This is a genomic window from Streptomyces sp. NPDC101234 (genome assembly GCF_044767525.1).
GTDB classification, from domain to species: Bacteria; Actinomycetota; Actinomycetes; order Streptomycetales; family Streptomycetaceae; genus Streptomyces; species Streptomyces sasae.
In genome coordinates this window covers 237,983-252,439 of the sequence record NZ_JBIWOA010000013.1, presented here as the reverse complement: position 1 = coordinate 252,439, position 14,457 = coordinate 237,983, and the positions used below count along the sequence as shown (strand labels likewise).

Below are 14,457 nucleotides of genomic sequence, written 5' to 3'. Positions count from 1 at the left end.
CTAGTACGACTTGGGCAGGCCCAGGGTCTGGTGGGAGACGTAGTTGAGAATCATCTCCCTGCTCACCGGAGCAATACGAGCCACACGTGCGGCTGTTATCAAAGACGCGAGCCCGAATTCACGGGTAAGTCCGTTGCCGCCGAGGGTGTGCACGGCCTGGTCGACCGCCCTGACGCAGGCCTCACCCGCCGCGTACTTCGCCATGTTGGCGGCCTCACCTGCGCCGACGTCGTCCCCGGCGTCGTACAGCTGCGCCGCCTTCTGCATCATCAGGCGGGCGAGTTCGAGGTCGATGTGTGCCTGGGCGAGGGGGTGTGCGATGGCCTGGTGGGCGCCGATGGGGGTCTTCCAGACGGTACGGTCGCGCGCGTACTCGATCGCCTTGGACAGCGCGTGGCGGCCCATGCCGATCGCGAAGGCGGCCGTCATGATCCGTTCCGGGTTGAGGCCGGCGAAGAGTTGCAGCAGGCCCGCGTCCTCGTCGCCGACGAGTGCGTCCGCGGGCAGCCGTACGTCGTCCAGGGTCAGCTCGAACTGCTTCTCGGCCGCCTGGAGTTCCATGTCGATCGGGCGCTTGTGGAAGCCCTCGGCGTCCGTCGGGACGATGAACAGGCAGGGCTTGAGGCGTCCGGTGCGGGCGTCTTCGGTGCGGCCGACGATCAGGACCGCGTCGGCCATGTCGACGCCGGAGATGAAGACCTTGCGGCCGGTGAGGAGCCAGTCGCCGGTGTCCGGGTCGCGGCGGGCGGTGGTGGTGATGCGGTGGGAGTTGGAGCCGGCGTCGGGTTCGGTGATGCCGAAGGCCATGAGGAGTGAGCCGTCGGAGAGTCCGGGGAGCCAGGCCCGCTTCTGGTGCTCGGTGCCGAAGCGGGCGATCACGGTGCCGCAGATCGCCGGTGAGACCACGAGCATGAGCAGCGGGGAGCCCGCGGCGCCGAGTTCTTCGAGGACGATGGAGAGTTCGGTGATTCCGCCGCCTCCGCCGCCGTACCCTTCCGGGAGGTTGACGCCGAGGTAGCCGAGCTTGCCCGCCTCTTGCCAGAGTTCGGTGGGGTGGCGGCCCTCGGTGATGGTTCGGGTGATGTAGTCGCGGCCGTATTTGGCGCCGAGGGTGGCAACCGCTGCGCGGAGTGCCTTGTGCTCGTCGGATTCGATTTGAGGGGGCATGGTGGCTCCTTCGGGTGCGGGATCGTCGTGGTTGCTCGCGCAGTTCCTCCCCCAGCCTTCGGCCGGGGGTACCCCCAGCGCCCCTATCGGGGCGCTTGCACTACCGCCAGTAGAGAGCCGGGGTCTACCTGCTGTCCGACCACGACCCGCAGCTCGCTCAGCGTCCCCGTCACCGGCGCTGTGATCTGGTGCTGCATCTTCATCGCCTCCAGCCAGAGGAGGGGCTGGCCGGCCTCCACGGCCGACCCCTCCTCCAGCCCCTCCGCCACCCGTACGACCGTCCCCGGCATCGGTGCGAGCAGCGAACCCGGTGCCAACTGAGCCTTGGCATCGGGGAAGCGGGGCAGGACGGTGAGGGCCGTGTTGTTGACGTGGACCTGGTCGCCGTACGTCGACACCTCGAACTTCCGGCGTACGCCGTCCACTTCGAGTACGACCAGACGCGCGCCCGCGTGCACGACCCGCACGCCGTCCGCGGTGAGGCCTTCGCGGGTGTGCCGGTAGTGGACCTCGTGCTCCTCGCCCGCCATCAGGTAGCGCTTCGTCTGCGGCTGGGAGGAGACGTTGCGCCAGCCGCCGAAGCGGGAGCGGCCGTGGGCGTCGGCCAGGGCGGCCGCGAGGGGGGCGTGCGGATCGGGGGCGGGCGCCGTCAACTCGGTGAGGTGGCGCTCGTAGAAGCCGGTGTCCATGCGGGCCGCGGTGAACTCCTCGTGGCGCAGGGAGCGGACGAGGAGGTCGCGGTTGGTGGTGGGGCCGTGCAGGGTGGTGTTTTCGAGCGCGTGCGCCAGCTTGCGCAGCGCTTCCGCGCGTGTGGGGGCGTGCGCGACGACTTTCGCGAGCATCGCGTCGTAGTGGACGCCGATCTCGTCGCCGTCGGTGTACCCGGTGTCCAGGCGGACGCTGTCGGGTACGGCGAGGCGGTGCAGGGTGCCGGTCTGCGGGGTCCAGTCGCGGGCGGGGTCCTCGGCGTAGAGGCGGGCCTCGATGGCGTGGCCGCGGGCGCGTGGTGCGTCGAGCGGGAGTGCGTGGCCCTCGGCGACGCGGAGCTGTTCCGCGACCAGGTCGATGCCGGACACGGCCTCGGTGACGGGGTGTTCGACCTGGAGGCGGGTGTTCATCTCCAGGAAGTGGGCCCTGCCGTCGGCGACGAGGAACTCGACGGTGCCCGCGCCGACGTACGCGACGGAGCGCGCGGCGCGCACGGCCAGCGCGTACAGCTCCTTCACGAGGCCTTCGGGGAGCCCGGGTGCCGGCGCTTCCTCGATCACCTTCTGGTGCCTGCGCTGGAGCGAGCAGTCGCGGGTGCCCAGCGGCCACACCGTGCCGTGCGTGTCGGCGAGGATCTGCACCTCCACATGGCGGCCGCGCTCGATGTAGGGCTCGACGAAGACCTCGCCGTCGCCGAAGGCGCTGGCGGCCTCGGCGCGCGCGCCCTCCAGCGCGGTGCCCAGTTCGTCGAGGCGGCGCACGATGCGCATGCCGCGCCCTCCGCCGCCCGCGGCCGCCTTCACCAGCACCGGCAGGTCCGCCTCGGTGACGTCACCGAGCGGCGCGATCCCCATCAGCTCCTTGGCGCGCGTCTTGGACGCCATCGCCTCGATCGCCGCGGGGGGCGGGCCGATCCAGAGCAGGCCGGCGTCGAGGACGGCGCGGGCGAAGTCGGCGTTCTCGGAGAGGAAGCCGTACCCGGGGTGCACGGCGTCCGCGCCGGCGGCCACGGCGGCCTTCACCACCAGGTCGCCGCGCAGGTACGTCTCGGCGGGGGTGTTGCCCGGCAGCCGTACCGCCGTGTCGGCCGTGCGCGCGTGCAGCGCGTTCTCGTCGGCGTCCGAGTGCACGGCGACGGTCCTGATGCCGAGTTCGGCGCAGGTGCGGAAGATCCGGCGGGCGATCTCGCCGCGGTTGGCGACCAGCAGGGTCGAAATCACTTGATCCCTCACATCCGGAAGACGCCGAAGCCGCCCCGCGCGCCTTCGTAGGGGGCGGTGTGGATGGCGGACAGGGCAAGGCCGAGGACGGTGCGGGTGTCGCGCGGGTCGATGACGCCGTCGTCGTACAGCCGCCCGGACAGGAACATCGGCAGCGACTCGGACTCGATCTGCTGCTCGACCATGGCGCGCAGGGCCGCGTCGCCCTCCTCGTCGTACGGCAGCCCCTTCGCGGCGGCCGACTGGCGTGCGACGATCGAGAGGACGCCGGCGAGCTGCTGCGGGCCCATGACGGCCGACTTGGCGCTGGGCCAGGCGAACAGGAAACGGGGGTCGTAGGCGCGCCCGCACATGCCGTAGTGGCCTGCGCCGTAGGAGGCGCCCATGAGGACGGAGATGTGGGGGACGCGGCTGTTGCTGACCGCGTTGATCATCATGGCGCCGTGTTTGATGATCCCGCCCTGCTCGTACTCCTTGCCGACCATGTAGCCGGTGGTGTTGTGCAGGAAGAGGAGGGGGATGTCGCGCTGGTTGGCGAGCTGGATGAACTGGGCGGCCTTCTGGGACTCCTGGCTGAACAGCACGCCCTGTGCGTTCGCCAGGATGCCGACCGGGTAGCCGTGCAGGCTCGCCCAGCCGGTGGCGAGACTCGTCCCGTACAGCGGCTTGAACTCGTCGAAGTCGGAGGCGTCGACGAGCCGGGCGATCACCTCGCGCGGGTCGAAGGGGATCTTGAGGTCGCCCGGGACGATGCCGAGGAGTTCCTCGGCGGAGTACTTGGGGGGCTCGGCCGGACCCGGGTCCCGGTGCGCCTTGCGGTGGTTGAGGCGGGCGACCACGCGGCGCGCCTGCCGCAGCGCGTCCGGTTCGTCGACGGCGAAGTAGTCGGCGAGACCGGACACGCGCGCGTGCATCTCGGCGCCGCCCAGGGACTCGTCGTCGCTCTCCTCGCCGGTGGCCATCTTCACCAGGGGCGGTCCGCCGAGGAAGACCTTCGCGCGCTCCTTGACCATGATCACGTGATCGGACATGCCGGGGATGTAGGCGCCGCCCGCGGTCGAGTTGCCGAAGACGACGGCGACGGTGGGGATGCCGGCGGCCGAGAGCCGGGTCAGGTCGCGGAAGATGGCGCCGCCCGGGATGAAGATCTCCTTCTGGGAGGGCAGGTCGGCGCCGCCGGACTCGACCAGGCTGATGCAGGGCAGCCGGTTGGCGAGGGCGATGTCGTCGGCGCGCAGGGCCTTCTTCAGCGACCAGGGGTTGCTGGCGCCGCCGCGCACGGTCGGGTCGTTGGCGGTGATCAGGCACTCGACGCCCTCGACGACCCCGATCCCGGTGACGAGCGAGGCGCCCACCGCGTAGTCGCTGCCCCAGGCGGCCAGCGGCGACAGTTCCAGGAACGGGGTGTCGGGGTCGAGGAGGAGTTCGATGCGCTCGCGGGCGAGGAGCTTGCCGCGCCCCCGGTGCCGTGCCACGTACTTCTCGCCGCCGCCCGCGAGGGCCTTGGCGTGTTCGGCCTCCAGGTCGGTGAGCTTGGCGAGCATGGCGTCGCGGTTCGCCCGGAAGTCGGGGGTGTTCGTGTCGAGCGTGGTCTCGATGACCGTCACAGCAGGGCCTCCGGGATGTCCAGGTGGCGGGAGCGGAGCCATTCGCCGAGGGCCTTGGCCTGGGGGTCGAAACGGTGCTGGGCGGCCACGCCCCGGCCGAGGATGCCCTCGACGGTGAAGTTGAGGGCGCGGAGCTCGGGAAGGAGGTACCGGGTGACGGTCAGCTCCTGGCTCTCCGGGACGAGTTCGCGGAAGGTGCCGACGGTCAGGGTGTGCGCGAGCCAGCGCCAGGCCTCGTCGGAGCGCACCCAGACGCCGACGTTGGCGTTCCCGCCCTTGTCACCGCTGCGGGCTCCGGCGACGAGGCCGAGGGGCGCCCGCCGGGTGGGACCGGCCGGAAGCGGTGCGGGCAGCGGCGGTTCGGGCGGATCCTGGAGTACGAGGGTGTCCTGGGCCGGCGGCACAGGGATCCGTCGCCCGTCGTGGAGGACCGCCCTATGCGGTACCTCCCCCTGGGGGACATACGCATCCTCGAAGACCCCATAGGGCGCGCCCTTTCCGGGTGGCGCGAGCACATGGAAGCCCGGGTAGCTGGCGAGCGCCAGTTCCACGGCGGCCCCGCTCAGCGCCCGGCCGACGGTCTGCTCGTCCTGGTCCCTTACGACGAGCCGGAGCAGCGCGCTGGCCGTCTCCTCGGTGTCCGCGTCGGGGTGGTCGGTGCGGGCGAGTTCCCAACGGATTCCGGACGGGCGCGACTTGACGTGTGCGAGCGCGTCCCCCAGCTGTTCTTGTACGAGTGCGGCCTTCGCCTCGATGTCGAGCCCGGTGAGCACGAAGACGACCTCGTTGCGGAAGCCGCCGAGCCGGTTGCGGCCGACCTTGAGGGTCGGGGGCGGGGCCTCGCCGCGTACGCCCTCGATCCGCACCCGGTCGGTGCCGTCCTGGCGCAGCCGTACGGTGTCCAGCCGGGCGGTGACATCCGGGCCGGCGTAACGGGCGCCGCCGGTCTCGTACAGCAGTTGGGCGGTGACCGTGCCGACGTCGACGAAGCCGCCGGTACCGGGGTGCTTGGTGATGACGCAGCTGCCGTCCTCGTGGAGTTCGGCGAGCGGGAAGCCGGGCCGCCGCAGGTCCCGGCCGGCGGCCGCCGCTTCGGCGAAGAACGCGTAGTTGCCGCCGGTGGCCTGGGTCCCGCACTCCAGGACATGGCCGGCGACGACGGCGCCCGCGAGCCGGTCGTACTCCCCCGGTTGCCAGCCGAAGTGCGCGGCGGCGGGTCCGGTGACCAGGGCGGCGTCGGTGACCCGGCCGGTGACCACGATGTCGGCGCCCGCCCGCAGGCACTCGGCGATGCCGAAGCCGCCGAGGTAGGCGTGGGCGGCGAGGCTGCCGGGGTGGGCGGCGGTGAGGTCGTCGCCCTCCACATGGGCGACGCGCACCGGGATGCCGAGCCGGTCGGCCAGCTTCCGTACGGCGTCGGCGAGTCCGGCCGGGTTGAGGCCGCCGGCGTTCGTGACGATCTTGACGGACCGCTCGTGCGCCAGGCCCAGACAGTCCTCCAGTTGCCGCAGGAAGGTGCGGGCGTATCCGGCGCCGGGGTCCTTGAGGCGGTCGCGGCCCAGGATCAGCATGGTCAGTTCGGCGAGGTAGTCGCCGGTGAGGACGTCGAGTTCGCCGCCGGCCAGCATCTCCCGCATCGCGTCGAAGCGGTCGCCGTAGAAGCCGGAGGCGTTGCCTATCCGGAGGGTCACGGGGTGCCGCCCTTCGGGGCGCGGCCGGGGCCGGGCGGGCCCGCGAAGGCCTGGGCGATGTCGAGCCAGCGGTCGGCTTCGGGGCCGACGGTCTCGATCGCGAGGTCGTCGCGGTGGGCGCGCTGGGTGACCAGGAGGCAGAAGTCGAGGGCGGGGCCGGTGACACGGTCGTCGGCGTCCTCGGGCCCGTACGTCCACAGCTCGCCGGACGGCGCGGTCAGTTCGACGCGGAACTCCTCGAACGGCACGGGCAGTCCGTGCACCCCGAAGGAGAAGTCGCGGGTGCGGACGCCGAGTCGGGCGATGTGCCGGAGCCGGTCGGTGGGGGTACGGGTGACGCCCAGCGCGTCCGCGATGTCCAGGCCGTGCGCCCAGGTCTCCATCAGCCGGGCGGTGGCCATGGAGGCGACCGACATAGGGGGTCCGTACCAGGGGAAACGCGCCCGCGTGGGCGCCGCGTACAGCGCCTGCGCCAGGGCGTCGCGCCCGGCCCGCCAGTCCGCGAGCAACTGGGCCGGGGGCTTGACGGCCCCGTCCTCCGCCCCGTTGTCGACGAAGTCCCCAGGTGCGGTGAGCGCCTTCTCCACCTCGCGGGCGAAGGCGTCCTGGTCGGTCACGGCCAGCAGCGAGGAGTGGTCGGTCCAGGCGAGGTGGGCGATCTGGTGAGCGACGGTCCAGCGGGGCGCGGGGGTGGCGAGAGCCCACTGCTCGGCTCCCAACTCGGCCACGAGCCGGTCGAGTTCCGCACTCTCCTCACGCAGGTCGTCGATGACGGGCGTCGGATCGGACATGGGGAGGAGCATGGCAGCGGCACCAGAAACAATCAAGCATGCTTGCATGAATTTGCCGCACCGCAGCCGCCTCTTGGTGGTGGGCGTTCCCTGGGGCGATCCTTGGTGACCTCTGGGGCGTTCCTTGGGTCAACCCGCCGCAGCACCGGCACCACCATGCCCTATGTTCGATGCGAACATCCGGCAATGGAGTGATGTGTGGGGCGTGCGGGTCATACGGAGGACAGATGAACTCGCCGTGGGGACAGAGGCGACGGTTGCCGTAGAGCCCCCGGGAGCCGGTCACGCGGTGGCCGACGACGTGGCGGCCGACGACGCGCCGGCGCGCGAACTCCCCCGCTTCTGGCCCCTTCTCCTGGTCGCCGCCGCCATCGTGCCCGGTTTCGCTCTCTTCCTCGTCGGTCAGGGCGTGAGCAAGGCCGCGCTGCAGGCCTGGCAGACGGTGTGTCTCGCGGTGATCGTGCAGGCGACGCCGTTTCTGCTGCTGGGTACGGCACTGTCGGGGGCGATCAACGCGTTCGTGCCGGAGCGGGTGTTCACCCGGCTGCTGCCGAAGCGTCCCGCGCTGGCCGTGCCGGTCGCGGGGATCGCGGGGGTCGTGCTGCCGGGGTGCGAGTGCGCGTCGGTGCCGGTGGCGAACAGCCTGATCGGGCGCGGGGTCGCGCCCGCCGCCGCCTTCTCGTTCCTGCTCTCCGCGCCCGCCATCAACCCGGTCGTGCTGACCGCCACCGCCATCGCCTTCCCGGGCAGCCCCTTCATGGTGCTGGCCCGGCTGCTCGCCTCGCTGGTCACCGCCGCCGTGATGGGCTGGCTCTGGCTCTGGCTGGGCCGGGAGGAGTGGCTGCGGCCGGCCGTACGGCACACCGGGCACCAGCCGGGGCACAGCCGCTGGACGGAGTTCCGGCGCGCCTTCCAGCACGACTTCCTGCAGGCGGGCGGTTTCCTGGTGGTCGGCGCCATGGCGGCGGCCACCTTCAATGTGGCCGTGCCGCGCTCCGTGCTCGACACGTTCTCCGGTTCGCCGTGGCTGTCGGTGCTGTTCCTGGCCGCGCTGGCGATCATCCTGGCGGTGTGTTCGGAGGCGGACGCGTTCGTGGCGTCGTCGCTCACGGGGTTCTCGCCCACTGCCCGGCTGGCGTTCATGGTGGTCGGGCCCATGGTCGACCTCAAGCTGATCGCGTTGCAGGCGGGCACCTTCGGCCGGGCCTTCGCGGCCCGCTTCTCGGCCGCCACGACGGTCGTCGCGGTCCTGTGCAGTGTGCTGGTCGGAGGGGTGCTGCTGTGAGACGTCCGCTTCAGGTGACCCTGCTGGTCCTCAGCGGCCTGGGCCTGCTGCAGGCCTCGCTCTTCACCGACCTGTGCCTGCGCTACGTCAAGCCCGGGATGCGTCCGCTGCTGATCCTGTCCGGGTTCGTGCTGCTGGCGCTGGGCATCATGGAGGCGGTCGCGCGGGAGGGCCGGAAGGGGCGTGGGGACGAGCACGAGCAGCATGGTGGCCCCGCACATGGCGCCGGACCACATGACGATCAGGGCGGGCACCATGGTCACGACCACTCGGCCGTCCCCCGGGTCGCCTGGCTGCTGCTGTTCCCGGCGCTGAGTCTGCTCTTCTACGCCCCGCCGGCGCTCGGCGCGTACACCGCCGCCCGGCAGCCCGCCAAGGCCGTGCCGGAGCAGGACAGTTTCGATCCGCTGCCCAGGACCTCGCCGCTGCCCATCACGCTCACGGACTTCACCACCCGGGTGCAGCAGGACCGTTCACTGGCGATCAAGGGGCGGACCGTGGAGATGAGCGGGCTGGTCACACCCGTCTCGGGGGGCGGGAGCTGGGACCTGACCCGGATCATCATCTCGTGCTGCGCGGCGGACGCGCAGTCCGTGAAGGTGCGGATCTACGGCAGCAGCGTCCCGCCCGCCAACACCTGGGTGTCGGTCACGGGCAACTGGCATCCCGGCGGGAGGCTGGGCACGAGGTCGGCGCCGGTCGCGCTGGACTCCCAGACCGTGAAGAAGATCCAGCGGCCGTCGAACGGCTATCAGGACGCGCTGCCGTTCCCCTCCGACTGAGAACCGGCCGCCGGCCCAGGCTGAGAACCGGCCGCCGGCTCCGGTCGGGTGCCGCCCGCCGGTCGGCGGCCGCGGCCCACCTGGGTGCGCACCGCGCCGATGCTCGCCGCGATCACCAGGGTGATGGCGGCCGCCTCGGCGGCAGTCAGCGCCTGGCCGAGGACGAGGAAACCGGCGGTGGCGGCGATGGCCGGTTCCAGGCTCATGAGGATGGCGAAGGTGTGGGCGGGAAGGCGGCGCAGGGCGATGAGTTCGAGGGTGTAGGGCAGGACCGAGGAGAGGACCGCGACCGCCGAGCCCAGGGCGAGGGTGGTCGGGTCGAGAAGCTTGGTGCCGGCCTCGGCGATGCCCAGCGGCAGGAACAGCAGTGCCGCGACTCCCATGGCCAGCGCCAGCCCGTCCGCCTGCGGGAAACGGCGGCCGGTGCGGGCGCTGAAGATTATGTAGGCGGCCCACATGGCGCCGGCCCCCAGGGCGAAGGCGACACCTATGGGGTCGAGATCGCTGAAGCCTCCGCCGCCGAGGAGGAAGACTCCGGCCAGGGCCAGCCCGGCCCAGACCGCGTTGATCGCGCGCCGGGAGGCCAGTACGGACAGGGTGAGCGGGCCCAGTACCTCCAGGGTGACGGCGGGGCCCAGCGGGATGCGGGCGACGCCCTGGTAGAAGAGGCCGTTCATCGCGGCCATGGCGACACCGAAGACGATCACCGTGCCCCAGTCGGTGCGGGAGTGGCCGCGCAGCCGGGGCCGGCAGACGACGAGCAGGACGACTGCGGCCACGAACAGCCGCAGGCAGACCACGCCGAGCGCGCCCGCCCTGGGCATCAGGGTGACCGCGAGGGCGGCGCCGAACTGCACGGAGATCCCGCCGGCCAGCACCAGGCCGACGGGACCGAACGAGCCGAACCGGCTCGGGGCACCCGCAGCGGCGGGCGCGGACACAGGTGCGGATGCGGGTGTCGGTGTGGGCGTCGGCTGTGAGGTGCTGGGCGTGGTCACGGGCGGTCCAGGGGTTCGGCGCTGCGGCTCCTGGGCTCGGCGGCTCGACGGCTCAGGACTCGTTCATCGAGATGTACTACCGAGTCCAGGGTAATGGACTTCGACAGGCGCGTGAACCCTTGATGGAGCTGTCCTGGATGCTGAGACCCCGGCATCCAGGCTGTCGGCCGGCTTCGACGACTCTCGGCTCAGATCCCCGGCCAGGCCTCCTCATCACGGAACAAGGGCCGCCCATCGGGAAGGCTGGTCGGGAGCGCCTCGGGAAGAACGGTGGGGACGTCCGCCGCGTACACAGGATCCGTGTGCGTGTCGTACATGGGCTGGGGCCATAGTCCGGCGGCCGCGTACGCGTTGTAGTCGTACACATTCCCGTACGGCTGCTGGTAGCCGTACCCACCGCCGACGCCCTGCGCCGGGGCCGCCAAGGTCTCCGCGTACGGCGCCTGCGCCACGGCCTCCACCGGTGCGCTCTGCTCGATGAACAGCGGCATGCGCAGTTCGCCGGTGTCCATGATCGCGTTGTTCTGGGAACGGTGGAGCCGGGAGTAGGCGCCGCCGCGGGCGAGGAGTTCGTCGTGGCGGCCGGTCTCGACGATGCGGCCGCGGTCGACGACGAGGATGCGGTCGGCGTCGGGAGCGAGGTTGAGGTCGTGGGTGATCATGATGGTCGTACGGCCGGTCATCAGGCGGCGCAGCGGCTTGACGACGCGTCGGGCGGCCATCGCGTCCAGGCCGGTCGTCGGTTCGTCAAGGACGAGGACGGGTGCGTCGCGCAGGATGGCACGGGCGATGGCGAGGCGCTGGAGCTGGCCGCCGGAGAGCCGGGCGGAGTTGGGGTCGACCTTGGTGTCGTAGCCCTCGGGGAGTCTGACGATGAAGTCGTGGGCGTCGGCGGCCTTCGCGGCCTCCTCGATGGCCTGGTCGCTGGCGCCGGGGCGGCCGCAGGCGATGTTGGCGCGGACCGTGTCGTGCAGGACGAGGGTCTCCTGCGGGAGCAGGGTGATGTACTCGCGCAGCCGGGCCAGCGGGAAGTCGCGGAGGGGGACGCCGTCGAGGAGGACCTCGCCGCTGTCCGGGTCGTAGAAGCGGAGCAGCATCTTGGAGACGGTGGACTTGCCGGCGCCGCTGGGGCCGGTGATGATCACGAGTTCGCCTGGGCTGACGGTGAAGGAGAGGCCCTCCAGAGCGGTGCGGTCGGCTCCGGGGTAGCGGAAGCCGACGTCGCGGAGCTCCACGGTGCCGTCGGGCCGGCCGCTTTCGGTGCCGGTGCCGCGCCGGGGGTCGGTGACCGAGGGCTGCACATCGAGGATCTCGATCAGCCGTTCCGCGCCCGCGGTGGCGGCGGTGACGGTGAGGCCGAGCTGGGCGAGGCCGCGCACGGGCGGGTAGAGGTAGCCGAGGAAGGCGGAGAAGGCGAGGAGCTGGCCGAGGGTCATCCGGCCGGTGGAGATCTCCCAGGCGCCGATGCCGATCACCGCGAGGACGCAGATGGTCTCGATGACCTGGACGAGCTGTTCGTAGGCCTCATTGAGGCGGGTGGAGCGGACGGAGGCGCGGAACCAGGCGTTCGCCTCCTCGCCCAGCCGGCGGCGCTCGGCGTCGCGGCGGTCGTACGCCTGCGTCAGCACGATGTTGCCGAGCGACTCCTCGACCACGGACGTGATCGCGCCGTCGGCGACCCGGCCCTGCCTCGACACGTCCTTGATGGAGCCGGAGAAGCGGCGGGCGGCCAGCCAGAACAGCGGGGCCAGGACGAAGGTGGCGAGGGCCAGGTCCCAGCGCAGCCAGAACGCGGCGGCCGCGTAGAAGATGGCGCTGAACAGCGCGGACGCGGCGCCGACGAGCCCGGAGACGACCATGGTCTCGATGGCGTCGACATCGCTGGTGAGACGGGAGAGCAGATCGCCCTGGCGGTGGCGCTGGAAGAAGTGCGGGGGCAGCTGCTGGACGTGGTCGAAGACGTGCTCGCGCAGCCGCATCACAAAGCGTTCGGTGGTCCAGGCGGCGAGGGAGTTGCCGGCGTACGCGACGATCGCGCCGACGATCGCGATGGCCAGCCATTTGCCGGCCGGGCTCCAGAAGGCGCTCAGCGAGCCCTTCTGCAGGGCGTGGTCCGTGAGGTCGCTGAAGAGCAGGATGGCCTCGGTCTCGGCGAGCGCGGCGATCACCGTGCACACCCAGACGATCAGCAGCCAGTGGCGCAGGCCCCGGGTCAGTGGCCAGAAGCGGCGGAAGGCGGTACGGGCCGGGATGGTGGGCGTGTACTCGTCGTCGTCTTCGTCCTCGTATTCCGAGTCGTCGACTTCGTACTCGTATTCCGCGCCCTCACTCTCCTTCACACGCATTTCTCACTACCTCCGTTTTCCGCGCCGGCTCTACTGGAATTCAGGAGAGAAAAAGGACCGACGGCGAACCGTCGGTCCTTTTCACAACTGCGTCAGTTGTCCTGACCCGGGCCCGGGATGGGCTTCGGGGCCGGCTTCGGGGCCCGCTTCTTCGGCTTCGGCGGCGGAGGGGGAAGCTGCTTGTTGGGCTTGGGGGGCAGCGGGGCGAGCTTCTTGAGGCTCATTCCGACTCCTTGAGAGTTCGATGTGCAAGTGCAAGTGGTACGAGAATTCTCTTGGGCAACGTACGTGGATTTCGGATCGTCATCCTCGGCAATCCCCGCCGCCCGACACCGATGAACTTACACGGCTCAATTCCCAAGGGACGGCAAAGTCGGCTTCCGAACGGCAAACAGGTCCTGTGAATACCTAGGTAACAGCTGTATAACGACGCCGAACCTGAGAGTCCTCTTATGAACCTGAGAGTCTCCTTATGGATCTGAGGAAACTGAACGCCCGGGCCGGTCCGTACGTGGTCAGCGGCGGGCCATGTACACGTCGAACGCCTTGTGGAGCAGCTTGTTGAGCGGGAAGTCCCACTCCCCGAGGTACTCGACGGCCTCCCCGCCGGTCCCCACCTTGAAACGGAGCAGCCCCAGCAGGTGGTTGGACTCCTCCAGGGTGTCGGTGATGCCCCGGAAGTCATAGACGGCGGCCCCGAGTTCATGGGCGTCGCACATCATCCGCCACTGCATGGCGTTGTTCGGCTGGACCTCGCGCTTGCGGCCGGTGGAGGCGCCGTAGGAGTACCAGACGTGCTCGCCGACGGTGAGCATGGTCGCGGCGGCGAGGACGTCGCCCTCGTGGTGGGCGAGGTAGAGGCGCATCCGGTCGGGGTGTTCCGCGGTCAGCGCGGTCCACATGCGCTGGAAGTAGGAGAGGGGGCGCGCGATGAAGCGGTCGCGTTCGGCGGTCTCGGCGTACAGGGTGTAGAAGGCGGGCAGGTCCTCGTGGCCGCCGCGGACGACCTTGACCCCGGCCTTCTCGGCCTTCTTCACATTGCGCCGCCACTGCTGGTTGAGCCCGCGCTGGATGTCGTCCAGCGACCGTCCGGCGAACGGCACCTGGAACACATATCGGGGCTGCCCCACCGCGAACCCCTCCTCGCCGCCCGCCTCCGCCTGCCGCCAGCCGGCCCGGCGCAGCCGTTCGGCGAGGTCGAGGGCGTGGGGTTCGTACGAGGTCGGTTCGGCGTCCCGCAGCCGCCGGGCGGCCGGGTCGGCGATCGCCGCCTTGACCGCCTCCGCGCTCCACCGTCGTACGACGACGGGCGGCCCCATCTTCACGGAGAACGCCCCGCGCCCCTTCAGATACGCCAGCAGCGGATCGAGCCAGCGGTCCAGGCCGGGGTCGTGCCAGTCGATGACCGGCCCCTCCGGCAGATAGGCGAGATACCGCTTCACCTTCGGCACCGGCCGCAACAGCACCAGCCCCACTCCGACCATCCGCCCCTGCCCGTCGAACCACCCCAGACTCTCCGCCTGCCAGTCGGGCTTCACGTCCCCCCAGGACGGCAGCTGCATATGACTGGCGGAGGGGCGAGACCCGACAAAGGCGAGATGCTCGGCACGGGACACGGGCTGAAGGCGGAGATCTAGGGTCATGGGCGGGGACTCCTCGGGTTCTCGGTGTCTCGGGGAGGCGGACGTCTCCGGGGGAGAGCGGACGTCTCGGGGGCCCGGACAGTTCTCGGGCGAAGGCTCAGGCAGGGCTCAGGTAGGGCTCGGGCGGGGCTCGGAAGGCTTTCGGACCGGTGACTCGATCAAGAACAACAGACGCGCAACGCTCCCGAACCGTTTCGCTACGGCACCGAGGGCGTGTCGG

11 protein-coding genes are annotated in these 14,457 nt (G+C 70.9%); 2 read left to right on the top strand and 9 right to left on the bottom strand.

From position 1 onward, the window contains the following. The 5 genes from ACIRR9_RS24890 to ACIRR9_RS24870 form a co-directional block, all read right to left on the bottom strand. Complete coding sequence (locus tag ACIRR9_RS24890) at positions 1-1,167, bottom strand: acyl-CoA dehydrogenase family protein (RefSeq protein ID WP_403755623.1); 1,167 nt, start codon at positions 1,165-1,167, stop codon at positions 1-3. An 83-nt stretch (positions 1,168-1,250) separates the two neighbouring features. Next, complete coding sequence (locus tag ACIRR9_RS24885; RefSeq protein ID WP_403755620.1) at positions 1,251-3,095, bottom strand: biotin carboxylase N-terminal domain-containing protein; 1,845 nt, start codon at positions 3,093-3,095, stop codon at positions 1,251-1,253. A gap of 8 nt (positions 3,096-3,103) precedes the next feature. Then, positions 3,104-4,702: an acyl-CoA carboxylase subunit beta gene (locus tag ACIRR9_RS24880; protein ID WP_403755617.1), complete on the bottom strand. Its 1,599-nt coding sequence runs from the start codon at positions 4,700-4,702 to the stop codon at positions 3,104-3,106. After that, positions 4,699-6,393 carry an acyclic terpene utilization AtuA family protein gene (locus ACIRR9_RS24875; RefSeq protein ID WP_403755614.1) on the bottom strand — a complete coding sequence of 565 codons (1,695 nt, stop codon included), beginning with the start codon at positions 6,391-6,393 and terminating at the stop codon, positions 4,699-4,701. Before ACIRR9_RS24875 ends, ACIRR9_RS24880 begins: the two co-directional genes overlap by 4 nt. Beyond that, a complete protein-coding gene (locus tag ACIRR9_RS24870) occupies positions 6,390-7,184 on the bottom strand; it encodes a TIGR03084 family metal-binding protein (protein ID WP_403755611.1) in 795 nt (264 codons plus the stop codon). Before ACIRR9_RS24870 ends, ACIRR9_RS24875 begins: the two co-directional genes overlap by 4 nt. A 214-nt stretch (positions 7,185-7,398) precedes the next feature. On the opposite strand from ACIRR9_RS24870, the gene ACIRR9_RS24865 reads away from it, so the two are divergent. Beyond that, on the top strand, positions 7,399-8,469 hold the full coding sequence (locus ACIRR9_RS24865) for a permease (RefSeq protein WP_403755750.1): 1,071 nt from the start codon (positions 7,399-7,401) through the stop codon (positions 8,467-8,469). Next, on the top strand, positions 8,466-9,251 hold the full coding sequence (locus ACIRR9_RS24860; protein WP_403755608.1) for a TIGR03943 family putative permease subunit: 786 nt from the start codon (positions 8,466-8,468) through the stop codon (positions 9,249-9,251). The genes ACIRR9_RS24865 and ACIRR9_RS24860 overlap by 4 nt, the downstream gene beginning before the upstream one ends. On the opposite strand, the gene ACIRR9_RS24855 is transcribed toward ACIRR9_RS24860, so the two are convergent. The 4 genes from ACIRR9_RS24855 to ACIRR9_RS24840 all read right to left on the bottom strand — a co-directional run bounded on the left by ACIRR9_RS24855 (position 9,221) and on the right by ACIRR9_RS24840 (position 14,237). Beyond that, positions 9,221-10,249 carry an EamA family transporter gene (locus ACIRR9_RS24855; RefSeq protein ID WP_403755605.1) on the bottom strand — a complete coding sequence of 343 codons (1,029 nt, stop codon included), beginning with the start codon at positions 10,247-10,249 and terminating at the stop codon, positions 9,221-9,223. The genes ACIRR9_RS24860 and ACIRR9_RS24855 overlap by 31 nt on opposite strands. Before the next feature lie 188 nt (positions 10,250-10,437). After that, positions 10,438-12,594: an ABC transporter ATP-binding protein gene (locus tag ACIRR9_RS24850; RefSeq protein ID WP_403755602.1), complete on the bottom strand. Its 2,157-nt coding sequence runs from the start codon at positions 12,592-12,594 to the stop codon at positions 10,438-10,440. 92 nt (positions 12,595-12,686) lie between these two features. Continuing rightward, positions 12,687-12,818 (bottom strand): hypothetical protein, encoded by a 132-nt coding sequence (locus tag ACIRR9_RS24845; protein WP_403755599.1) that lies wholly within the window; start codon positions 12,816-12,818, stop codon positions 12,687-12,689. A 291-nt stretch (positions 12,819-13,109) separates the two neighbouring features. Next, positions 13,110-14,237 (bottom strand): lipid II:glycine glycyltransferase FemX, encoded by a 1,128-nt coding sequence (locus ACIRR9_RS24840; protein WP_403755596.1) that lies wholly within the window; start codon positions 14,235-14,237, stop codon positions 13,110-13,112. Positions 14,238-14,457: the final 220 nt, after the last annotated feature.